The sequence below is a fragment of the Anabaena sp. UHCC 0399 genome, from assembly GCF_034931465.1.
Taxonomy (GTDB): Bacteria; Cyanobacteriota; Cyanobacteriia; order Cyanobacteriales; family Nostocaceae; genus Trichormus; species Trichormus minutissimus.
In genome coordinates, this window is the sequence record NZ_JAYGGZ010000001.1 from 90,281 (window position 1) to 110,874 (window position 20,594).

A 20,594-nucleotide genomic window follows, 5' to 3' on the forward strand; every position below is an offset into this window, starting at 1 on the left:
CTCAGTGGAAGTATGGTAGACTTACCAACATTAATGGGTAATTAACCACTCGAAAACCCCTATGCCTACCTAAAAAGTAGACGCTGTACCTTCGCTACAGGAAGCTAACGAGCATGGTTTTTATGTTGAGCCAATCTCTGAAAAAATTAGGTGATCGCCATACCAAGCTTTCTCTGCGAACTGTTTTGATCATCCCCTTTATTCTGCAAATCCTTGCGGTAGTGAGTTTAACGGGTTATCTCTCATTTAGAAATGGACAGCAAGCAGTAAATAATATTGCAGTACAGCTACTAACTGAAATTAGTCACCGTGTTCAACAGAATCTAGAAAATTTTCTGGCAACTCCCCATAAGGTTAATCAAAATAACGCTAATATCATTAAGCTTGGTCAATTAGATGTAAAAGATTCTAATATATTAGAACGTTATTTTTTCGACCAATTACAAGTATTTAATGGAGTCAGCTTAATTGGGTTTGCTAATCCAAATAAAGAGTTTATTTCAGCAGAAAGATTTCCTGATAGTTCTTCAACAATCAGAGTATCTGGTAAATTAACTAATTATCATTTGCGGACTTATACTACTAATATTCAAGGCAAACGTACAGGCATAAGCGATTCTGGACAACCTTATGATCCTGAAAGACGTAATTGGTATAACAAAGCGATCAAAGATAGACAACAAATTTGGAGTGAAATTTATCCTCACAATTCTGGCATTGCTTTATATATTGCGGCTAGTCAGCCTATTTATAATCAACAAGGAAACTTGCAAGGTGTCTTATTATCAAATTTAAACCTATCAAAAATAGGTGATTTTCTGAATAAATTAAACATTGGTAAAACAGGCATAAGTTTTGTCATCGAGCGTCAGTCAGGAAACTTAATTGCCACATCAACTAATGAAAAGCCTTTTCGCTTCAATAAATTAAAACATAAACTAGCAGAAAATAAAATAAAAGCATTCTTAGTTATAGAGAGTAATGATAAAAAAACACAAGCTACTGCTAAATATTTGGCGACAAAATTTGGTAAATTCAACTCTATTACAAGTCAACAGCAATTAGATTTCTCCATAAATGGGAAGCGGCATTTTATTCAAGTTTTACCTTTCCAAGAAAAGCGGGGAATTGACTGGTTAATTGTGGTAGTAGTCCCAGAAGATGACTTCATGTCAGAAATTAATGCTAATACCCGCACAACTATTGTGTTATGTATTCTTGCTTTGATAGTAGCTGTAGCCGTTGGCATTCTGATTCTCAGGTGGATAATCCAACCAATTCTGGCTTTAAAACAATCAGCTTTCGCACTGGCTCAAGGTGAATGGGAAAAGAGGATAGAAATAAAGCATTCTGATGAGTTGGGGGAATTAGCCAAGTCATTTAATAGTATGGCGGATCAACTCCAAATAACATTTGCAGATATGCAGGATTTAAACAAAACTTTGTTGCAGAGTGAAACTCGCCTGAAGCAATTTCTTGATGCTGTACCTGTAGCTATTTCGATCAATGATCCTGGTGGGGAAATCTACTATAATAATCGAGCTGTACAAAAATTAATCAGCGTAGACTTATTACCATCTATCGAACGGGAAGAAATAGCAGAATATTATCAAATTTATCTAGCTGGAACTGACCAACTATACCCTACTGATGAACTCCCCACTGTGTATTCTTTCGCAGGTGAAACTGTCCATGTTGATAATATGGAGTTTCGCCACCCGAATAAAACTATCCCTGTAGAAGTTTTAAGCACGCCAATTTTTGATGAATCAGGGAAAGTAATATATGCGCTCACCGTTTGTATTGATATTACTGAACGCAAAAAAGCCGAGAAAATCCTGACTGATTATAATTCGATTTTAGCGCACCAGGTTGCTGAACGTACCCTGGAACTAGAACGGGAAATTGCTGAACGCAAGCAGGCAGAGCAAGCACTTATAGAAAGTGAGACGCGATTTCGGCTATTGGCAGAGGCAACATTTGAAGCGATCGCCATTACCGAAAAAGGCATACTTGTAGACACCAACCAAGCCTATACCGAGATGTTTGGTTATGAATCTTCTGAGGTGATTGGTATGCGTGTCATGGATTTTACTGCTCCTGAATACCGGGAACAGGTGATGCAGAAAATGCTCTCAGGGGATGAGGGAGTTTATGAAACCGTTTGTCTTTGCAAGGATAGAACCACTTTTCCCGCAGAGATCAGAGCCAGAGTCATGTCATATCGTGGGCGTACCATCAGGATGGCGGCAATACAGGATATCACTAGTCGCAAGCAGGCTGAACAGGCTACGGTATTAGCAGAACGCAACCGTTTAGCACAGGAAATCCACGATACCTTAGCCCAAACCTTCGCTGTTGTCATTATCCACTTAGACACCGCCTCACGGAAACTGACTACAGATATAGAAGTGGCACAGGTATTAATCAAAGCCGGGCGAGACTTGGCTCACTCTGGGCTGACTGAAGCACGCCGTTCTATCAAAGCACTACGCTCTCAATTTTTGGAGGAAGGCGACCTTTGTCATGCTCTTAAACGCTTCATCACACAGATGTTTTCCCCTACCAATACACATATTGTCTGTCAAGTAGTAGGCGAGATATACCCCTTATTTCCAGATGTTGAAAACAACTTGCTCCGCATTGGGCAAGAAGCATTAACTAATGCCTTCAAGTACGCCCAAGCTAGGGAAATTCAAATTGAACTAACGTATCAAGAAAACCAGTGCAGCTTACGGATCAAAGATGATGGAGACGGGTTTGACCTAAGTAGTGTATCTATTGTCAACAGCTTTGGTCTTTTAATCATGAGTGAACGGGCTGAACACATCGGGGCAAAACTAACAGTTCAGAGTTCGCCAGGAAAGGGAACTGAGGTGGTGGTGACTATCAATGATACTAATCCGTAATTTGTAATTTGTAATTGGTAGTTCGTAATTGGTAAGAGCTGATTTATAAAGTAACCATATATTTACATTATAAATAAGCTCTAATTGGTAATTAGTCCCACATAAAAGCTTGTCAATGGCTGTTTGTGAGCTTTTTTTCCTGCTTATTAAATAATACATACTTGGACTATTTCGTATGAGCCAATCCCATGTCATTCGCATCCTGATTGCTGACGATCATCCGATTCTAGGACAAGCTTTAACAATGTTTCTCCAATGTGAGCCAGACATGACTGTAGTTGGCCATGCTGGCGATGGGCGAGAAGCGGTAGAATTTTTCCGCCAACATCAACCCGACGTGGCACTGATGGATTTGCAAATGCCTAACATGGAAGGTGCTGATGCGATCGCTGCCATCTGTGCTAAGTTTAAACACGCCCGGATCGTTGTTTTGACCACCTTTGATGGTGATGAAGATATCTATCGGGGACTACGGGCTGGTGCAAAGGGCTATCTCCTCAAGGGGGCTGAACCGAATGAACTCTTAGATGCCATTCGTACTGTTCATAAAGGCAAAAGGTATATTCCGCCGAGTATAGCAGCCAAGCTAGCCGAGCGGATGGGTAGCGAGGAATTGAGCGATCGCGAGTTGGAAGTGCTGCGCTTGATCGCCAAGGGCAAGAATAACCAGCAGATTAGCACAGACCTAAATATCGCGGAGAGTACCGTCAGGTTTCATGCCAATAATATTTTCGGCAAATTGAACGTGAGCGATCGGACACAAGCCCTAGTCGCCGCACTAAATCGGGGGATTGTTAGGCTGTAGCTAACATCTTATCAACCTCACATTTTGATAGGTTTAAAACCCAACATTTCGCTAGCGACAAAGTTGAGCTTATTCTCTAGGCTTAGTATATTCACTTAGTTCTGATTTGCATAACTGTGAGTAGTGTAGTCAAAATACTTAGCGAATGTTTTAAAAGTTCTCATCTAGAGAGGGTTAGAGGCATCTTAATACCACTGGAGACTTGACAAACATCCTCATAAGAAAATGCTACATGACAAAATTTCATTTGACTATTAAGTAAGGAAAAATAAAAAATGCTCATGAAGCCAACAATTTTAGTTTGTTCTTTATTTGCTGCTCAGATAGTGTTTGCGCCAGCTTTTGCTACTACAGGAAGCTACACTCAGTCTTGTAGAAATATTAAAACTAGAGCCGTTCCTATTGCTCGTGGTCGTGAATACTTTGAGTTGGCAGCAGATTGTCGAAATCGGCGTGGCCAATGGGTAAGTACAACATTACAAAATTATCATCGTTGCCGACCAGGTACGATTAATAATCAAGACGGGAGATTGGTTTGTCAGTACAGATAAAAAGTAACTAGTACCGCAAGGTGGAGTCAAAAGTCAAAAGAATTGTATTCCGGGCTTTTGCAACATTTGAAATGGTATATTCATTTACGCAGTGCTGTACTAGTCAATCTTCTTCTAGCTAATTAGGTAAACATAATTAACCATACAATGTCATTGCGTTGGCGTTAGCCTTCCCATAGGGTATGCAGCAAAGTGAAATTAACTAATCGCAATAACTGGGATCATATTTTTTCTCCATAGTGACGGGAAATCTTATTCCCACAGAGTAAAGATTTTAATCTACATGACAAGCCAATCGCTGTAATCTATTGAGATTATTAAACGATTACTACATATATAAAGGCTCTTCATTGATATGCAGATAAATCTTGAAAAGAGTCAGCAATCTCTTATATTTCTGGCTCTCTGCTTCACTAGCTACCTCGCATTTGCACTTCTATCATTATCAACTAACCTATCTCATCATATTTATTCTCCCCTGGCATATTCTAGACAAAATGTCAGGTCATTGGAGCTATTTAACACCGTTGGAAATTCTGATTAGCCTGATATGTATTTATCTATTTTTGAAACGAAAGAGATTAGAAGTTAAAAGCATATAGCAAGAAGCCAAATTCACAACCAAAGCAACCTAGCAATTAATTAAATATGAACTTTTCAGACTTTGTTTTCTCAGCAACAGAGATTGCAGCTTTTGATTTCAATAAACAAAAGAAACGTATTTGGGAAGCAACAAATAATCGCCCTGGTAGCCCTCAAACTTGGCAATTTCGCTATGATCCGCTTTTTATGCCAGAAGTTAGTAATAATCAGCTATTAGTTAGGAGTGAGGAATGGCAGGGAAGTTATTGGATAACTAGCCTGACAATACTGTTAGACAACGAAGAAGCGGGAAAAATTGCATACCAATCTGTATATAATCTGTATCCAGAAGAAAAGGGTAAAATTCAACGGTCTAGCGTTTTTGCTCTGCAAATTGCTTATATTAAAATCAATATTCCTGAACTGAAAGAGTTAGCACCAGAAGCCACTATTATCAAAGAGAATTTTGGATTTTCTCAACCATCTAAAGAATTTACAATCAAGATTAAATCTCCTGATAAAGATACTGCTCTTAAAATTGAAAAGGGCTTATCTTCTATGACTCTTGAGTATGAATTTTCTATATCTGCTCGAAAATCACAGCAAAATACAGTTAGATTCTCACTTCAGAAACTCAAGAACAGCAAACTGTTTACAAATTTGCGTGGTTTGGGTGATGTAGCTTATGTACACCGAGACGACTTAAGAAAGCTACTAGAGGGAATTCATACAGAAGTTGTCTTTGATGCTGTTATTGAGAAACCAGACCATTTTGAATCTGGACTATTGGACAAATTATTAACTTATTGGAATCAATCTGAATCTTCAAAAAACTTTGACGAAACTAAATGGCAGTCAACATATCATCAGGATGATTTAAAACCTAGCATCCTGACTAAACAACTAAATAAAATGTTCACAAAAGATGAACCTGAAAACCACTGGAAATTTAATCCTTCTGCTGATATAAATGCCGACGCGGGGGCATTGACGCAAATTAAAGGCAAGATAGCTGGCAAATTATCATTGTCAAATGATGAACTCAAGAAGTTGATACAAGAGCAAAATATTGAAGTAGATATACAAGGTGCAAAAATAGAGGCTAAGTCTATTGATCTACACCAAGTTAATTTAGCTGATTTTAATGATAAAACTGAATTAATTAGTGTTGTAACATTTGTAGAACCTCTTGAATCTAATACTATTAGAGGTTCAGTAGATTTTTCTCGGCTAATTTCAGGTACGGTATCTAATGTCAAAGATAAGATAATAGTCCTGTTTGGCAAAACATCTGTTGGCAAGTCAGCAATTTTAAATTCATTGATTGATACTGATATAGCTGAAACTTTAGGGCTAGATAATTTAATGACTATCTGTATCAAATCGCCTTTTGTTTTGATTGATGTACCTGGAATAATTGGTGATAAGAATTATGAGGAATTGGCAATAAAAAAAGCTCAAAAAGCTGATATTCAGATTTTCGTCATTGATAGTGAGCCTTATAAAGATGAAATAGAATTATTCGATTTAGTTTATCAAAATTCACCGAATACTACCAAGATTGTATTTGTTAACAAGTGGGATATAGTTCAAAAAAATAAGCCCAAGAGAGAGCAGGAAACTATATGCTCCCGGATTTCTGAAAAGATGAGTAAATTCGTGAATTCTACAGAGGATATTGTTTATGGTAATGCCATGCTTTTTGACCTAGAGCGAGATCAAATGATCCGGCAAGAGTTACCACAATTAATTAATAAAATAAAGGAGATTTTTTAGGACTATGGTAAGCAATCAAGAAATTCGTAATGACATGGACAAAGTTCAGGCTCAACTAAAGGAAGCCCTGGAAAGTATGATTCAGCAATTTGGTAAAAAGCTGAAGGATGAAGAACGCAAAGAAATTCAGAAAGAATTTGAAGAAATCAACGACCTTTTGGAACGTCTAAAAACTGGTTTAATATTTGTAGCTTTGTTCGGCAAAACTTCTGTTGGTAAGTCGGCAATTACAAATTCATTAATAAATGATGATGTCGCCGAAGTTGGTGTTGAACATGATAAAACTACTAAAATAACCGCTTATAAAAAAGAACCTTGGAATATAGTAGATGTGCCTGGGATAATGGGTGAAGAATGCAATGAAAAGTTGGCAATTGAAGAGGCTAAGAAAGCTCATGGACATATTTTTGCCATTGATGGTGAGCCTTATGGAGACGAAATAGAATTGTTCGATTTAGTCCATAATAATTCACCAGACATTCCCAAAATTGTTTTTGTTAACAAGTGGGATCAGATCCAAAACAATAGACCCAAGAAAGAACAGGAGACTATACGGTCTCGAATTTCCGAAAAAATGGGTAAATTTGTGAAGTCTCCAGAGGATATTGTTTATGGTAGTGCCATGCTTTTTGACCCAGAGCGTGATGAAATGGTCCGACAGAAGCTACCTCAATTGCTTGATCGCTTATATGACAGTGCTGGAACTTTAGGTGCAGTCATGAATATTCTAGATCCAGCTAAACGTGCGGCTGATTTGAGTAATGATATGAACGCTCGTATATTCCAGTTCAGGGCAAAATTAGCGCGCAGGGTAATCAGTATTTTTGGTACTGTTGCTGCAATGACTATAGTAGTACCATTCGCTACGTTTTTTGGTTATCCTGCCCTCCTGACAGCTATGGTGTTGACAGTTTCTAAAATCATGGGAAAAGAAGTCACAAAGGACAATGCAGCCAAAATTATGTGGGCTTGCTTGAAGGTTATAGGTGTAAATGGTACGGCTGGATTGGTTGGTTTCTTTGTAGTAGATATAGCATCAACTGCACTAGTTCCGGTTGGCGGAGCAGGCTTTGCTGTGGGAGCGTTAGCAGCATTGGGCGGTGTAGGTTTTTATGCGTATCGACAAACTGTAACATTAGGTGAAATAACATTAGAGTATATTCGCAATGACTTTTCTTGGGCTGGAAAAAACGAGAAAGAGGTTCTTGAGAGGTGTAAACATGGAGTTAAAGAACATTATGTGAAGTTCAAAACCGTTTAAAACTCTAATAAAATTGCTCTTGTTGCTTTGAGTGAAATCGTTATCGGGCGATCGCATTTTCAATGACGAAACGGAACAGCCCGTTCACTCGTTGAAACAAGGAGTGGACGGGCTTAAATGAATCTATAAATCAGCTTGAGCTACACTCAATTTAATGAAGTGATTTCGCCTACAGTATCGACCTTAAACACCTGCACCGGTGGTTTGACCACCCAATCTTTCTTGAATGCGGCTTTTAGCTGCTTTAAATTGTGTAGCTAATTGCTCAGTTTGGTCTGAACTGAGATTGTTACGAATGGCAGCGAACATTGTGTTTTCTTCTTGACGAACGTGATCCATCACGATGTCTGCTAATTGTCTAACTCTATCTTTAAATTCAGAGGTAGAAGGACTTAGAGCCTTGATTTGCTCTAACATCCGCTTCATTTGGCCTTGTTCATCATACAGTTCTTGGGTGTCACTTTCACCATAGAAAGAACGTACTCTGGGGTAGACTACTTCTTCTTCAGCTTCAGCGTGAGCAGTTAGATCCTTGTAAATTTGACCAAAATACTCTTGAATCTTTTGCGGATCGTTGCTTTGCTGTATTTCGGTGAACAGGATATTGACTTTGTTGTGATCTAAGCGCAGCGCATCTTGGATATTCATATCCCGTTTGTCAGAACCCTGGGTGACAGCACTACCTACCGCACCCGTCAAAGCCGCCATCGCATCTTGGACTCGTCCCCAGATACCTTGATCAACTTCTTGTCCAGTCAGTTCACGCACCCCTAAGATTTCCAAAATACCTTTGAGTTGTTCTTGGTGAGCGCGATTTTCAAAGTTAACGGTGTTGAGAGGCCCAATTGCGGCCATGACATCAGCACCAACTTTTTGTGCTGCTTTGTGAATCAGCAAACCACTCATGACTTGTTGGTGCTTCAACAATTCATGCTGAAATGCTTTTTCGTAAAAGTTCAATTGAGAGCCTTGCATTAATTGGCGAAGCTTGTCCACCATTTCTCTGACTGTATTGCGTGGTTCTTGTTGGATACCATACTGCACGTTGACAGTTTCTAGAATCCCCAAATTTTTGCGATCATCATCGAGCATGGTACGAAAGCGATCGCTGATTTCATTATCAGTGGATTCTCTCAAAAATAATTGCTCATTATCTATGAGCAACTGTTGAATTAATTTCATATCTGCCAATTTAGCAGCGATAGCATTGCGTTTTGTATCATCTAAAGTTGATACCATCTTGAGTTCTCCTCAAAAAAATACTCGTATTCTTAACTAAGATAAATTTGACATATTTACTAGTAATATTCCTCCTTCTTTTGAGCGATTAGACTCGTAACTCAGGATAGAAAAGAAACATTCTTCTTGACATAAACTTATATTTATACTTGCAGACAGATAGGGATTTAGTATTTACTCTGTCTTTAGGTAGATAAAATACAAAGTTTATTTTTCTAAATTGACTCAAAGATATTTAAAATTCAGGAGATTAATTGATAATGCCAGAGGCTTCTGGAATAGGGGAACAGGCGTTGAATAAGGCAGCAGAAATTGGTTTATCTAGCCAATTAGATGAAGTGGAAAATCTAGATGTAAATATTAAAACAGACCCATTAAAGCTGGTTCAAGGAGAGGTGGAAACAGTTGCGATCTCAGGTGAAGGTTTGGTCATGCAAAAAGACCTCCGGATGGATGTCATGGAAATGCAAATCAATAGTGTGGCTATCAATCCTTTAAGCGCAGCTTTTGGGAAAATTGAACTCACAAAACCAACAGCAGGTAAGGCGCGGGTTGTGTTAACAGAAGCAGACATCAACCGGGCTTTTAACTCTGAATATGTTCGTAATCAAATTCAAAGCCAGAAGATAAATATTGATGAGCAACCCAAAACAGTTGTACCGCAACAAGTAGACTTTCGCCTACCGGGTGAAGGTAAAGTTGCACTCAATGCCAGCATTTTGGTAGTAGAAAATAACGAAACTCACCAAGTTGTATTTACAGCAGTACCTCGTGTCAATCCTAATGGCACAACTGTAACTCTGGAAAATGTTACCTATGGTGAAGGTGAAGAAATTTCACCAGAATTAACCAAAGCTTTAATAGCACAAACCAGCGAAATATTGGACTTGAGTAACTTCGATTTAGAAGGAATGAGCTTGCGAGTTCAACAACTAGTAGTAGACACAGGTAAACTCACACTGCAAGCCGAAGCGGACGTAGAAAAAATTCCCTTTGCTGAAAACTAGGATTAATATTATGGAAACCACAGAAACAACTTCTACCAATTCCACCGCTTCCACACCATTCCCCAATATTCCCCCAGTCATTGAAAGTGACGATCGCGAATATCGTGATACAGGTGTACCCAGTACAGTAGCGATCGCCGGACATCCTTTACATCCCCTCAGTGTGATTTTCCCCATAGCCTTCTTAGCCGCCGCCTTGGGAAGCGATTTCGGCTACTGGTTAACCCGTGATTTCTTCTGGGCGAGGGCTTCCTTTTGGTTAATTGGATTAGGATTAGCTAGTGGTGCGATCGCTGCAATTATTGGTTTAAGCGACTTTTTGCAAATCGAACGCGTCCGTAAGCGTCAAGCAGGCTGGGCGCACCTGATTCTCAACGTTTCTCTCTTAACCTTGACTGTAGTTAATTTCCTACTGCGGCTAGGCGATCCTGAAGCCAAAATCTTACCTTGGGGACTATTACTTTCCTTAATTGTCGGTACTCTCACTAGCATTTCCGGCTGGTTCGGTGCAGAACTTTCCTACCGCCACAAAATAGGTGTAGTCGGTGCTGGTAGTAGAAGATACCCCTAAGTAGCCATTATTCATTAGTCATTACTGTTTCTTCCCAGTCCCCAGTCCATCTTTTCAATACCTAAAGGCTAAAATCGTGCATAGTTTTTAGGCTTGATAAAATGCCTAATAATCGCACCCAATCAAAATTGATCATCCTGTCTCTGCTCATTGTAGTAGCGATGGGATTTTTGTTTAAATACTACCCAGGTATTGGTAATAAATGGTTAAATAATTATGGAGCAGTAGTATTTTACAAAATACTTTGGTGTCTGTTTGCCTTTTGATTGTTCAGAAATCAAGCTGCTATCAACCAAATTCCCATATGGGTTTTTGTTATTACCTGGATTATTGAATTTTTGCAACTTTGGCATCCACCACTATTAAATCCGGTTCGCGCTACATTGATAAGTAATGGGATTTTCCTCATTATGCACTGGGTTGTATTTTAGGTTGGCTGTAGCTAAAAAAATTACAGAATATAGATTATGCACAAAAAGGTGAAGGTTAAACCCAACTCAAAACAGCAAAAAATTGCAGAACAATCTGATGGTAGCCTAACTGTACACTTAAAATCTCCGCCTATAGACGGTAAAGCTAACGAAGAATTAATTAAACTGCTAGCCAACAAGTTTGATGTATCAAAATCTCAGATCAGAATTAAGTCTGGTTTATCTTCACGACAAAAATTTATTGAAATTGATACAGAGGTTTAGTGTTAATAGTCATTAGTTATTAGTCATTAGTCAGTGGTGATTGGCTTGTCACCTGTCACCTGTCCCCTGTCTTTCAATGAGTGGATTTTAGATTATTCAATCCAAAATCTAAAATCTAAAATCTAAAATTCCTAGTCACCTGTCCCCTGTCACCTGTCCACCTACTACCAATCCAAGCATAATTGAGGCTCATGAATGATACTGATATATCCTGGTTGGTTTTTGACTCTTTCTATCCAGGCTTGAATTGCAGGGAATTGCGTTAAATCAAACCCTCCTTCATCAGCAACGTGAGTATAAGCGAACAAAGCAATATCAGCAATTGTGTAACGCTCATCCACAAAAAAGCGATGATGGCGTAAATGATTTTCCATTACTTTTAGGGCTGCGTAACCCGGTTCACGCTTTTGTTCTAGGGCGGTGCGATATTCCTCGGCTTTCCCTAAAATAGACATCCAAAATCTTGATTTAGCAATATATGGTTCATGGCTATATTGTTCAAAAAATAACCATTGCATTACTTGCGCTTTTAAATAGCGATCGTAAGGTAGAAATTCTGTATTCTCGCTCAGATACATCAATATAGCATTTGATTCTGCTAAATATTTTTCTGATTCAATTTCTAAAACTGGTATCCTACCGTTAGGATTTTTACTCAAAAATTCTGGTGTGCGGCTCTCTCCTTTTAAGATATTAACTTCTACTCTTTCAAATGGCATACCCATTTGTGTTAACAAAAGGCGTATCTTGTAGCCGTTACCTGAAAGTAAAAAATCGTACAAACGTAATGCTTCCATGTACAAAATATAATAAAGAATGTGTTTACGATTAAAGGTCTAAAATACAATATCTTACAAAATTATTTTTATCAAACAGGATAGTTTGTTGAATTTAATATGTTGATATAGTAAATATTAATTATCTGGAAAAATAAAAATATTAGTAATATTTAATGTCGTAATTTAAATGTTTTATTTTATGCAATAGGCAAAAAAAAACTATGTGTGGAAGATTTACTTTAACCCAGACAGCAGAAGCATTAGCTGAAATTTTTCATGTTCAACCAGAGCAAAATTTAGCTGTACAATATAACATTGCACCTACGCAAATGGTGGTGACAGTTTTACATAATCCTGAAGTTAATCAACGTGAATTGCAGCAGTTACGCTGGGGTCTAATTCCTTCATGGGCTAAAGATTCCAGCATCGGCTCAAAATTAATTAATGCCAGATCAGAGACTGTAGCCGAAAAACCCTCTTTTCGTTCCGCTTTCAAGCACCGACGCTGTTTAGTAGTGGCTGATGGCTTTTATGAATGGCAAAAACAACAAGGTACAAAACAGCCATTTTACTTTCGTCTCCGAGACGGACAACCCTTTGGCTTTGCGGGTTTATGGGAAAAATGGAGTTCCCCTACTCAAGAAGAAATCATCTCTTGTACAATTTTGACAACGGCAGCCAACGAATTACTGCAACCAATCCATGATCGGATGCCAGTAATTATTGACCCCAAAGATTACGATTTATGGCTAGATCCTGAAGTCCAGACACCCCAACCACTACAGTCCCTATTATCGCCCTATCCAACCGCAGCCATGACCGCCTACCCCGTGAGCAAACTGGTCAATAGCCCAAAACACAACAGCCCAGAATGTATCATCCCAGTCAACGAGCAGAACACCCACCCAAATCAGTTAAATTAGCTATTGAGTGTACTAAAGCAATGGCGAATGGCGACTAGGGACGAGGGAAAAGGAAAAGAATCACCAATACCCAGTCCCCAGTCCCCAGTCCCCAGTCTTTCAATTTTGGATTTGCAATGAGTGGATTTTAGATTATTCAATCCAAAATCCGTCTTGAAAAGTTTCCTACGGCGGGAAACCCGCCTACAGAACTTTCCGCAAAATCTAAAATTCCTAGTCCCCTGTCCCCAGTCCCCAGTCCCCAACCAGAGACGAATATGCCAAGAACGCAAAAAAACGATAACTTTATTGATAAATCCTTTACAGTTATGGCGGATATCATCCTGAAGATATTGCCAACTAACAAAAAAGCTAAAGAAGCATTCGTTTATTACCGAGATGGGATGTCCGCCCAGGCAGAAGGTGAGTATGCCGAAGCACTAGAATATTATGAAGAAGCCCTCACCCTAGAGGAAGACTCCAACGATCGCGGTTATATTCTCTACAATATGGGTTTAATTTATGCCAGTAATGGCGACCACGACAAAGCTTTAGAACTCTATCACCAAGCTGTTGAACTCAATCCTCGCTTACCCCAAGCCTTAAATAATATCGCTGTAATTTACCACTATCAAGGTGAAAGAGCCAAAGAAGGTGGGGATCATGACGGCGGCGAAGCACTATTTGACCAAGCCGCAGACTACTGGATTAGAGCTATCCGCATGGCCCCCAATAACTACATTGAAGCCCAAAACTGGCTCAAAACCACCGGACGGATGCAAATCGACGTATTCTTTTAGTCATTAGTCCAAAGTCAGTAGTCTACAGTCCAGGTAAAGATAATTAACTGTTGACTGTTGACTGTTGACCATTAACTATTAAATCTTCAACAAACCATGATTGACCAGGAACAAGTTCATAAAGTCGCCCTGCTAGCTCGTTTAGAATTGACTCCAGAAGAAGAGGAACAATTTACCACTCAGCTAGGCAGTATTTTGGATTATGTCGAGCAGTTGAGTGAGTTGGATGTTAGTGATGTACTGCCTACAACACGGGCTATTGATGTCAGCAATGTGACTAGAGAAGATGAATTACAACCATATGCTGACAGAGAAGCCATCCTCAACAGTGCGCCTGAGCAAGAAGGCGAATTCTTTAAAGTGCCAAAAATTATGAATGCTGATTAGTTGTTAGTTATTAGTCAATAGTCATTAGTCATTAGTGTTGACTGTTGATTGTTGACTGTTGACTAATACGCAAGGAGGAAATCATGGGTTTGGGAATTCTCAAAGATGGTCAGTGGGTAACTGAACGGAAACAAGAAGATTTACAGGGTAAATTCATTCGCCCCTCAACTACATTCCGTAATCAAATTACAGCCGATGGTTCAAGTGGATTTAAAGCCGAATCAGGGCGATATCATTTATATATTTCTTGGGCTTGTCCTTGGGCGTGTCGCACTGCGATTGTGCGCCGCTTGAAAGGACTAGAAAATGTGATTGGTCTATCAGTAGTTGCAGCAGAAATTGATCAAAATAGTTGGGAATTTAATGATGAGCCTGGTAGTATTCCCGATACAGTTAACGGCACTCAATACCTCTGGCAAATCTATCTTAAGGCAGATACTAATTACAGTGGACGGGTGACAGTTCCAGTTTTATGGGATAAACAAACCAGGACAATAGTTAATAATGAATCCCGCGAAATTATGCGGATGTTAGACACAGAATTTAATGCCTTAGCTGAAAAAGATATCAATTTTTATCCTCAACATTTACAAACAGTAATTGATGAGACGATTGATAAAATTTATCAGCCAATCAACAATGGTGTTTACCGTGCAGGGTTTGCAACTAGTCAGTCTGCTTATGATGAAGCCGTAACAGAATTATTTGCGGCTCTTGATTACTGGGAAGAAGTCTTAAGTGAACAACGCTATCTTTGCGGCGACCAAATTACAGAAGCGGACTGGTGTATGTTCACTACCTTATTCCGTTTCGATGCGGTTTATTATGTCCATTTCAAGTGTAATTTGTACCGACTTGTTGAGTACCCCAATCTTTGGAATTATCTGAAAGAACTTTACCAATTTCCTGGAGTGAGAGAGACTTGTAACCTTGATCACATTAAACGCCATTATTATCGGAGTCATCCCAAAGTTAACCCCACGCGCATTGTACCGAAAGGGCCTGTGATTGATTTTGATGAACCTCATAACCGCGATAAAATATTTAATTAGTTGATAACTGACCAAGGAAAGCAGCATGACTCTCTTTACTAGTAGAGTAAAGGAGTTGAATTGATGCCTTACAAACAGATTGAAGATTTACCAGATTCGGTAAAAGAACACTTACCCCAACACGCGCAAGAAATTTTTCGAGCAGCGTTTAATAGTGCTGAAGAACAATACGATGAAGAAGAACGTGCTTTTCGTGTTGCTTGGAGTGCAGTTAAGCGTGACTACGAAAAGGGTGATGATGGAGAGTGGCACAAAAAACCAGAATAGTTGTGTGTAATTTCTCTCTTTAGTTAGAAGTAAGAGCAAAATATAATCGTTATCTTGCTTACTAGCAGTAGTAGTAATTAATGGTTTTGGGAATTATCGAACTAACAGATAATCGTCTGGGATATGAAGGCAATTAGCTGAAAGTTGGAGAAATTCCCAATTTATTTTAAATTAGAAATTACGAATTAGTATGAATTATCTTGTTGCAGTGTTACCTGAAAAAACAACAGCAGAAGCTGCTTATTCTGCTCTCGAACAACAAGGATTGTCAAAATCACAAGTTAATATTTTAGGACAGGGTTATAAAAGTGCTGATGAATTTGGTTTGATTAATCCTGAAAAGCCAGCACGCAAACAGGTAAGTCGGCTTTTATATTGGCTTATACCCTTTGGATTTATTGCAGGCTACGCTTTTAATTTGCTGACTAGAATTGAGATTTTACCTCAAGTTACAGCATTTGGTAATCATTTTATTGCGGGTTTGTTAGGGGCTGCATCTGGTGGTTTGGGTGCTTGGATGGTAGGTAGATTAGTTGGCTTAACAGTTGGTAGTGGTGATGCTTTGTCCTACCGTAACCGATTGAACGCTGGTAAATATTTAATTGTTGTCAATGGTAATGAGGGGATAGTCCGCGAAGCTACTCGTGTATTGCGTCAATTTGAACCGGAAAATATTCAAGGTTATACAGGGGGGTAAATTATATTTGGATAGAGATTGTAATATAAACTCTATCCAAATATTGTCATGTATATTTCAAAAATAAAGTCCGATTACTATACGTATTTCCCCTGTTAATTTAATTTTTCTGCTGTAGTTCTTTTTCTGTTTGGGAATGAGTATTTTCAATGTGCTGAGTTAAGATTTCTGCCATCTCTACGGCTGTGAGAATTAATTGCTTTTCCATTTTGCCGTAACCGCCCTCATCGCTTAATTGGGGGTATATATGAGGGTTAGACAGCATAGCGGCTAAAAGTTGAGATGCGGTTTGTTTCAATTCGCTATTCATAATTAATTCGTTATTGGTAATTTGTAATTGGGGGATGAGGGGAAAATTTCTTTTCCCCAGTCCCTGTGAATTATTGAATTTTGATTTTTTTTATTCTCTCCAGTCTAAGGGCGGTTCAATCAGGGTTTGACCAGATTTACCAGCACGGACACCTGGTTTATCTACGATTTTGACTGTACTGGCTTGTAGTCCTTCTTCGCCTTCTTCTACCGCACAATGGACACCAGTACCAATTTCTAGGCGTTCAAAGTCGTGATGGAGGACGCTGTTGCGGTGGAAGTAAATTTCTTCGCCATCTAGGTTTTTGATAAAGCCGTAACCTTGATCTCGGAATAGTTTGATGACTAGTCCTGTGGTTTCTCCTGCGTCTTCCTGGGTTTGGGCGCGATCGCTTTGTTGTTGAATTTGGGTGAGTTTAGTCAACTGCTGACGCGCTGCATCAAAAGCATCTCTAATGACGGCATCCAGAGGATCATACTGGATACTTTGACCAGGATTACTATGTGCTACGATTTCATGCCCTGGTGGTACGGTGATATCAATTCTGACACGATAAGGTGAACCACTACGGGGGCGATCGTGTATCTTTTCAACAGCAATATGGCAGCTATTGATATAACTGCAAATATGCTCTAATTTGGCAACTTTTTCTTTAATAAGGTTATCAATCGCAGCTGTTTTATCTACGTTGCGATAGGTAATTTCTAGTGGTACTTTCATTCTATTGCCTGAACTTTAGCAGTGCAGGGGTATAAGGAAAGAATTAATGACTATTGACTAAATTGCTGGCTTTTTTGAGCAATTCACGGACTTCAGCATCCGTAGTCTGAGGAAAGTCTTCGTACCACATACCCACGCTATAAAATTGGCTGGGTGTGGTGATACAGACCATTTTTTCTACTTTGGTTTGTAATTGTTGATATGTTTCCAGTGCAGCAACGGGGACAGCAATGACAATCTCTTGGGGATTCTTTTGTCTGACAGCGATTACAGCTGCCCACATGGTTGCACCAGTGGCTAAACCATCATCGACTAAGATAACTTTACGTCCTGTTAATTCGGGAAAAGGTTCATCGCCCCGATACATACTTTCCCGTCTTTCTAGTTCTCGTTGTTCTTGGGCTGCAACTCTAGCAATTACTTCCTCGGAAATATTGATATCGTTGACAACTTGTTGGTTAATGATGCGGACACCACCAGAAGCAATCGCTCCCATAGCTAGTTCTGGATTATCGGGTACGCCGAGTTTGCGGACTACCAATACATCTAAGGGAGCATTTAAAGCTTGAGCAATTTCAAAAGCAACGGGAACACCACCCCTAGGTAGGGCTAAAACCAGCACATCGGGACAGTTAGCATAATCTGCTAACTTGCTGGCTAAAACTTGGCCTGCGGCTGTGCGGTCTTTAAATAGCATGGCGTGGGTAATTCGTAATTCGTAATTCGTAATTTGGTTTTTCTACTGTGGTTCGATTTTAAGAAGTTGAAGATGAAATGTCCTCTGACTAACGAAGCGATATCTTGATTATATCCGTCTGTCTAATGGGTTAGTTGAGGTAGGGGCGCGGAGGTTTGAGGTTTTTTTGTTACAAAATTTGTAACGGCAACATATTTTGGGGTTTGACTCGTTTAAATTGATGACAAATCTACGGGGAATCCCTGAATAAAGAGTTAATGTTGCTCAAAGATATACGGGATTATCAAATTCTTTTTCTCAGCTTGTTCCTGATTTTGGGTATTGGAACAAGGGATTGGACTCTGCGACCAGAATTAATTGCAGTAGCGATCGCCACCTGTTTGATCACACAGTACATTTTGTCATTAGTGCAAGTCAGAAGCGAGGACGGAGAAGATGCGCCCAATCCGCTAAATCTCCGCAGTGCTTTGATTACTGCTTTGGGACTCAGTTTACTGTTACGGGCTGATCATTGGACAACAATGGCGTTTGCGGCAGCTAGTGCGATCGCTAGTAAGTTTTTTTTACGAGTTAACCAAAAACATTTCTTTAATCCAGCTAACTTTGGCATCATTGCTGCCTTAGTTTTCACTTCTGATGCTTGGGTTTCTCCAGGACAGTGGGGTGAAGATTGGTGGTATGGGCTGTTATTTGCTGGGGCTGGAGGGATGATTTTGCAACGCGTTGGTCGTTGGGATACTACAGCTGCCTTTTTGGGTGCTTACTCCCTATTAGAAGCCATGCGTAATCTCTGGTTGGGCTGGACTTGGGATGTTTATTTGCATCGGTTAATGAGTGGGTCTTTGTTGCTGTTTGCCTTATTTATGGTGACAGATCCCCGGTCAATTCCTAACGCACGGATGGGGCGTGTTCTTTGGGCAGTAGGCATTGCTATTGTTACTTTCCTGCTGCGGAATTATTTCTTTATCCCCACGGCAGTTTTTTGGGCATTGTTCATGTTTGCACCTTTAAGCATCCTATTTGATGTGATCTGTACAGCCCCCCGTTTTTCCTGGTTGAGTGACAGGGTACAGGTGACAAGATAAACAATTTGTCTACTCATTACTCATTACTTTACATATGAGGTATAAAATGCAGCGTTTTCGATTCATTATCCCATTATTATCAGTATTAATTTCTGTACTCTGCTTTGCACCTACAGCTTGGGCATTTTGTGGATTTTATGTAGCGAAAGCTGATACAAAACTATATAACAAAGCGTCTCAGGTAGTGATTGCTAGAGATGGCGATCGCACTGTTTTAACAATGGCGAATGACTACCAAGGGGAAGTCAAAGATTTTGCAATGGTTGTCCCTGTACCTACGGTGATCAAAAAAGAGCAGGTGCGTGTTGCTGACCCTAAAATTATCGAGCGTTTGGACGCTTTTAGCGCACCGCGTTTAGTAGAGTATTTTGATCAAGACCCTTGCACTCCATATAGACGCAGAGGAGATGTATTTTTAGCAGCACCCTCAGCCGCAGTTAATGAAGCACAAAGTGCAAGACGCGATCGCAGTTTGGGTGTAACGGTCGAAGCGCGTTTTAATGTGGGTGAATACGATATTGTTGTTTTGAGTGCCAAAGAATCTGGTGGCTTAGAAACTTGGCTCAATCGCAATGGTTACAAAATTCCCAGAGGCGCAAGACAGTTACTTAAGCCCTACATTCGCTCTTCCATGAAGTTTTTTGTAGCTAAGGTCAATCTAGATAAATTTGCACAATCTGGTTACGAGTTTCTGCGACCCTTGCAAATCTCTTACCAATCACCCAAGTTTATGTTACCAATTCGCTTGGGGATGATTAACGCCACAACTGAGCAAGATTTAATTGTCTACGTTCTCTCACCCAAAGGACAAGCTGAAATCACCAACTACCGGACTGTAAAGCTTCCCTCTAACCTCAACGTTCCCATATTTATCAAACAAGAATTTGGTGACTTCTACAAATCTACATTTGAAACGGCTCATACCAAGGAAGGTAAAAGAGTCGCCTTTTTAGAATATGCCTGGGATATGGGTAATTGCGATCCCTGTTCTGCTGAACCCTTAACACCCGATGAACTCAAACAAGCAGGTGTGTTTTGGCTAGATACTAATTCCCCCAGTAATACATCATCCCCTGGCTTTCGTCGTCCCTTTCCCACCAGTAACGTTTTTATCTCTCGTTTACACGTCCGCTACACCCGTGACAAGTTCCCCGAAGACTTGATATTCCAAGATACTTCTAACCGGGAATCTTTCCAGGGACGATATATTTTGCAACATCCCTTTACTGGGGAAGTTAAATGTCAAGCTGGCAAAGAATACAGGCGGTCTTTACCAAAACGTTTTGAACAAGAAGCCCAAACCCTTGCTAAACTAACTAACTGGAATATCCAAGACATCCGGCGTAAAATGCAGTTGAGTGTTGGTAATCTCACCAGTTCGTGGTGGGAAAATTTCTTCTCTTGGCTAGGTATGTAATTCGTAATTCGTAATGGGCTGCGATATCTCGCGTCTCTACTCCCTGACTCACTACTCAAAAATCCTAGGCAAGAGAAATTTTTTG

Annotated in this window: 21 protein-coding genes and 1 pseudogene; 17 read left to right on the forward strand and 5 right to left on the reverse strand. The window is 39.7% G+C overall.

The features are described from left to right. Positions 1–122 precede the first annotated feature (122 nt). The 5 genes from VB693_RS00415 to VB693_RS00435 all read left to right on the forward strand — a co-directional run bounded on the left by VB693_RS00415 (position 123) and on the right by VB693_RS00435 (position 7,884). Positions 123–2,909: a PAS domain S-box protein gene (locus VB693_RS00415; protein WP_323264575.1), complete on the forward strand. Its 2,787-nt coding sequence runs from the start codon at positions 123–125 to the stop codon at positions 2,907–2,909. Positions 2,910–3,084: 175 nt separating this feature from the next. Further along, positions 3,085–3,714, forward strand: coding sequence for a response regulator transcription factor (locus VB693_RS00420; RefSeq protein ID WP_323264576.1), 630 nt, complete (start codon positions 3,085–3,087; stop codon positions 3,712–3,714). Positions 3,715–3,995: 281 nt separating this feature from the next. Beyond that, a complete protein-coding gene (locus VB693_RS00425; RefSeq protein ID WP_190700057.1) occupies positions 3,996–4,265 on the forward strand; it encodes a hypothetical protein in 270 nt (89 codons plus the stop codon). A gap of 648 nt (positions 4,266–4,913) precedes the next feature. Further along, the gene (locus VB693_RS00430; protein WP_323264577.1) at positions 4,914–6,623 is read left to right on the forward strand and encodes a GTPase; all 1,710 of its coding nucleotides are present in this window, start codon (positions 4,914–4,916) and stop codon (positions 6,621–6,623) included. A gap of 4 nt (positions 6,624–6,627) precedes the next feature. Continuing rightward, positions 6,628–7,884: a GTPase gene (locus VB693_RS00435; protein WP_323264578.1), complete on the forward strand. Its 1,257-nt coding sequence runs from the start codon at positions 6,628–6,630 to the stop codon at positions 7,882–7,884. Between the two features lie 183 nt (positions 7,885–8,067). Here VB693_RS00435 and VB693_RS00440 read toward each other — a convergent pair whose 3' ends face one another. Next, the gene (locus VB693_RS00440) at positions 8,068–9,123 is read right to left on the reverse strand and encodes a hemerythrin domain-containing protein (RefSeq protein WP_323264579.1); all 1,056 of its coding nucleotides are present in this window, start codon (positions 9,121–9,123) and stop codon (positions 8,068–8,070) included. A gap of 260 nt (positions 9,124–9,383) precedes the next feature. On the opposite strand from VB693_RS00440, the gene VB693_RS00445 reads away from it, so the two are divergent. The 4 genes and pseudogenes from VB693_RS00445 (at position 9,384) to VB693_RS00460 (ending at position 11,396) form a co-directional block, all read left to right on the forward strand. Next, positions 9,384–10,130 carry a DUF2993 domain-containing protein gene (locus VB693_RS00445; protein ID WP_323264580.1) on the forward strand — a complete coding sequence of 249 codons (747 nt, stop codon included), beginning with the start codon at positions 9,384–9,386 and terminating at the stop codon, positions 10,128–10,130. A 10-nt stretch (positions 10,131–10,140) separates the two neighbouring features. Continuing rightward, positions 10,141–10,701 carry a DUF2231 domain-containing protein gene (locus VB693_RS00450; protein ID WP_323264581.1) on the forward strand — a complete coding sequence of 187 codons (561 nt, stop codon included), beginning with the start codon at positions 10,141–10,143 and terminating at the stop codon, positions 10,699–10,701. 101 nt (positions 10,702–10,802) lie between these two features. Continuing rightward, a pseudogene (locus tag VB693_RS00455) lies at positions 10,803–11,143 on the forward strand (DUF2809 domain-containing protein). Between the two features lie 25 nt (positions 11,144–11,168). Continuing rightward, positions 11,169–11,396, forward strand: a complete 228-nt coding sequence (locus VB693_RS00460; RefSeq protein ID WP_323264582.1) for a DUF167 domain-containing protein — start codon at positions 11,169–11,171, stop codon at positions 11,394–11,396. Positions 11,397–11,560: 164 nt separating this feature from the next. Here VB693_RS00460 and VB693_RS00465 read toward each other — a convergent pair whose 3' ends face one another. After that, entirely contained in the window at positions 11,561–12,193 is a 633-nt protein-coding gene (locus VB693_RS00465; RefSeq protein ID WP_323264583.1) for a glutathione S-transferase family protein, read from the reverse strand. Positions 12,194–12,396: 203 nt separating this feature from the next. Between VB693_RS00465 and VB693_RS00470 the strand changes: the two genes are divergently transcribed. From VB693_RS00470 to VB693_RS00495, 6 genes are all read left to right on the forward strand, one after another. Then, positions 12,397–13,098: an SOS response-associated peptidase gene (locus VB693_RS00470; RefSeq protein ID WP_323264584.1), complete on the forward strand. Its 702-nt coding sequence runs from the start codon at positions 12,397–12,399 to the stop codon at positions 13,096–13,098. Between the two features lie 257 nt (positions 13,099–13,355). Then, complete coding sequence (locus tag VB693_RS00475; RefSeq protein ID WP_190700084.1) at positions 13,356–13,877, forward strand: photosystem I assembly protein Ycf3; 522 nt, start codon at positions 13,356–13,358, stop codon at positions 13,875–13,877. A gap of 96 nt (positions 13,878–13,973) precedes the next feature. Then, positions 13,974–14,264 (forward strand): Asp-tRNA(Asn)/Glu-tRNA(Gln) amidotransferase subunit GatC, encoded by a 291-nt coding sequence (gatC, locus tag VB693_RS00480; RefSeq protein WP_190700087.1) that lies wholly within the window; start codon positions 13,974–13,976, stop codon positions 14,262–14,264. A gap of 83 nt (positions 14,265–14,347) precedes the next feature. Then, entirely contained in the window at positions 14,348–15,316 is a 969-nt protein-coding gene (locus VB693_RS00485) for a glutathione S-transferase family protein (protein WP_323264585.1), read from the forward strand. Positions 15,317–15,379: 63 nt separating this feature from the next. Next, a complete protein-coding gene (locus VB693_RS00490) occupies positions 15,380–15,583 on the forward strand; it encodes a ChaB family protein (protein WP_190700092.1) in 204 nt (67 codons plus the stop codon). A 190-nt stretch (positions 15,584–15,773) separates the two neighbouring features. Further along, a complete protein-coding gene (locus VB693_RS00495) occupies positions 15,774–16,280 on the forward strand; it encodes a hypothetical protein (protein ID WP_323264586.1) in 507 nt (168 codons plus the stop codon). Between the two features lie 100 nt (positions 16,281–16,380). On the opposite strand, the gene VB693_RS00500 is transcribed toward VB693_RS00495, so the two are convergent. The 3 genes from VB693_RS00500 to VB693_RS00510 all read right to left on the reverse strand — a co-directional run bounded on the left by VB693_RS00500 (position 16,381) and on the right by VB693_RS00510 (position 18,007). Beyond that, a complete protein-coding gene (locus VB693_RS00500; RefSeq protein ID WP_323264587.1) occupies positions 16,381–16,590 on the reverse strand; it encodes a hypothetical protein in 210 nt (69 codons plus the stop codon). 90 nt (positions 16,591–16,680) lie between these two features. Next, positions 16,681–17,310 (reverse strand): HPF/RaiA family ribosome-associated protein, encoded by a 630-nt coding sequence (locus VB693_RS00505; protein ID WP_323264588.1) that lies wholly within the window; start codon positions 17,308–17,310, stop codon positions 16,681–16,683. Positions 17,311–17,353: 43 nt separating this feature from the next. Beyond that, a complete protein-coding gene (locus VB693_RS00510; protein ID WP_323264589.1) occupies positions 17,354–18,007 on the reverse strand; it encodes a phosphoribosyltransferase in 654 nt (217 codons plus the stop codon). A 257-nt stretch (positions 18,008–18,264) separates the two neighbouring features. Here VB693_RS00510 and VB693_RS00515 point away from each other — a divergent pair, with 257 nt between their 5' ends. Both VB693_RS00515 and VB693_RS00520 read left to right on the forward strand, forming a co-directional pair. Then, positions 18,265–19,092, forward strand: coding sequence for an RnfABCDGE type electron transport complex subunit D (locus VB693_RS00515; protein WP_323264590.1), 828 nt, complete (start codon positions 18,265–18,267; stop codon positions 19,090–19,092). Positions 19,093–19,138: 46 nt separating this feature from the next. Next, complete coding sequence (locus VB693_RS00520; protein ID WP_323264591.1) at positions 19,139–20,509, forward strand: DUF2330 domain-containing protein; 1,371 nt, start codon at positions 19,139–19,141, stop codon at positions 20,507–20,509. The last annotated feature ends 85 nt before the right edge of the window (positions 20,510–20,594 follow it).

Bases quoted from the DNA above. Each gene is read 5' to 3' on its own strand.
- VB693_RS00515 (WP_323264590.1), top strand. From the start codon at position 18,265: ATGTTGCTCAAAGATATACGGGATTATCAAATTCTTTTTCTCAGCTTG.
- VB693_RS00470 (WP_323264584.1), top strand. From the start codon at position 12,397: ATGTGTGGAAGATTTACTTTAACCCAGACAGCAGAAGCATTAGCTGAA.
- VB693_RS00460 (WP_323264582.1), top strand. From the start codon at position 11,169: ATGCACAAAAAGGTGAAGGTTAAACCCAACTCAAAACAGCAAAAAATT.
- VB693_RS00500 (WP_323264587.1), bottom strand. From the start codon at position 16,590: ATGAATAGCGAATTGAAACAAACCGCATCTCAACTTTTAGCCGCTATG.
- VB693_RS00425 (WP_190700057.1), top strand. From the start codon at position 3,996: ATGAAGCCAACAATTTTAGTTTGTTCTTTATTTGCTGCTCAGATAGTG.
- VB693_RS00485 (WP_323264585.1), top strand. From the start codon at position 14,348: ATGGGTTTGGGAATTCTCAAAGATGGTCAGTGGGTAACTGAACGGAAA.
- VB693_RS00445 (WP_323264580.1), top strand. From the start codon at position 9,384: ATGCCAGAGGCTTCTGGAATAGGGGAACAGGCGTTGAATAAGGCAGCA.
- VB693_RS00435 (WP_323264578.1), top strand. From the start codon at position 6,628: ATGGTAAGCAATCAAGAAATTCGTAATGACATGGACAAAGTTCAGGCT.
- VB693_RS00440 (WP_323264579.1), bottom strand. From the start codon at position 9,123: ATGGTATCAACTTTAGATGATACAAAACGCAATGCTATCGCTGCTAAA.
- VB693_RS00415 (WP_323264575.1), top strand. From the start codon at position 123: ATGTTGAGCCAATCTCTGAAAAAATTAGGTGATCGCCATACCAAGCTT.
- VB693_RS00510 (WP_323264589.1), bottom strand. From the start codon at position 18,007: ATGCTATTTAAAGACCGCACAGCCGCAGGCCAAGTTTTAGCCAGCAAG.
- VB693_RS00465 (WP_323264583.1), bottom strand. From the start codon at position 12,193: ATGGAAGCATTACGTTTGTACGATTTTTTACTTTCAGGTAACGGCTAC.
- VB693_RS00430 (WP_323264577.1), top strand. From the start codon at position 4,914: ATGAACTTTTCAGACTTTGTTTTCTCAGCAACAGAGATTGCAGCTTTT.
- VB693_RS00475 (WP_190700084.1), top strand. From the start codon at position 13,356: ATGCCAAGAACGCAAAAAAACGATAACTTTATTGATAAATCCTTTACA.
- VB693_RS00490 (WP_190700092.1), top strand. From the start codon at position 15,380: ATGCCTTACAAACAGATTGAAGATTTACCAGATTCGGTAAAAGAACAC.
- VB693_RS00505 (WP_323264588.1), bottom strand. From the start codon at position 17,310: ATGAAAGTACCACTAGAAATTACCTATCGCAACGTAGATAAAACAGCT.
- VB693_RS00420 (WP_323264576.1), top strand. From the start codon at position 3,085: ATGAGCCAATCCCATGTCATTCGCATCCTGATTGCTGACGATCATCCG.
- gatC (WP_190700087.1), top strand. From the start codon at position 13,974: ATGATTGACCAGGAACAAGTTCATAAAGTCGCCCTGCTAGCTCGTTTA.
- VB693_RS00495 (WP_323264586.1), top strand. From the start codon at position 15,774: ATGAATTATCTTGTTGCAGTGTTACCTGAAAAAACAACAGCAGAAGCT.
- VB693_RS00450 (WP_323264581.1), top strand. From the start codon at position 10,141: ATGGAAACCACAGAAACAACTTCTACCAATTCCACCGCTTCCACACCA.
- VB693_RS00520 (WP_323264591.1), top strand. From the start codon at position 19,139: ATGCAGCGTTTTCGATTCATTATCCCATTATTATCAGTATTAATTTCT.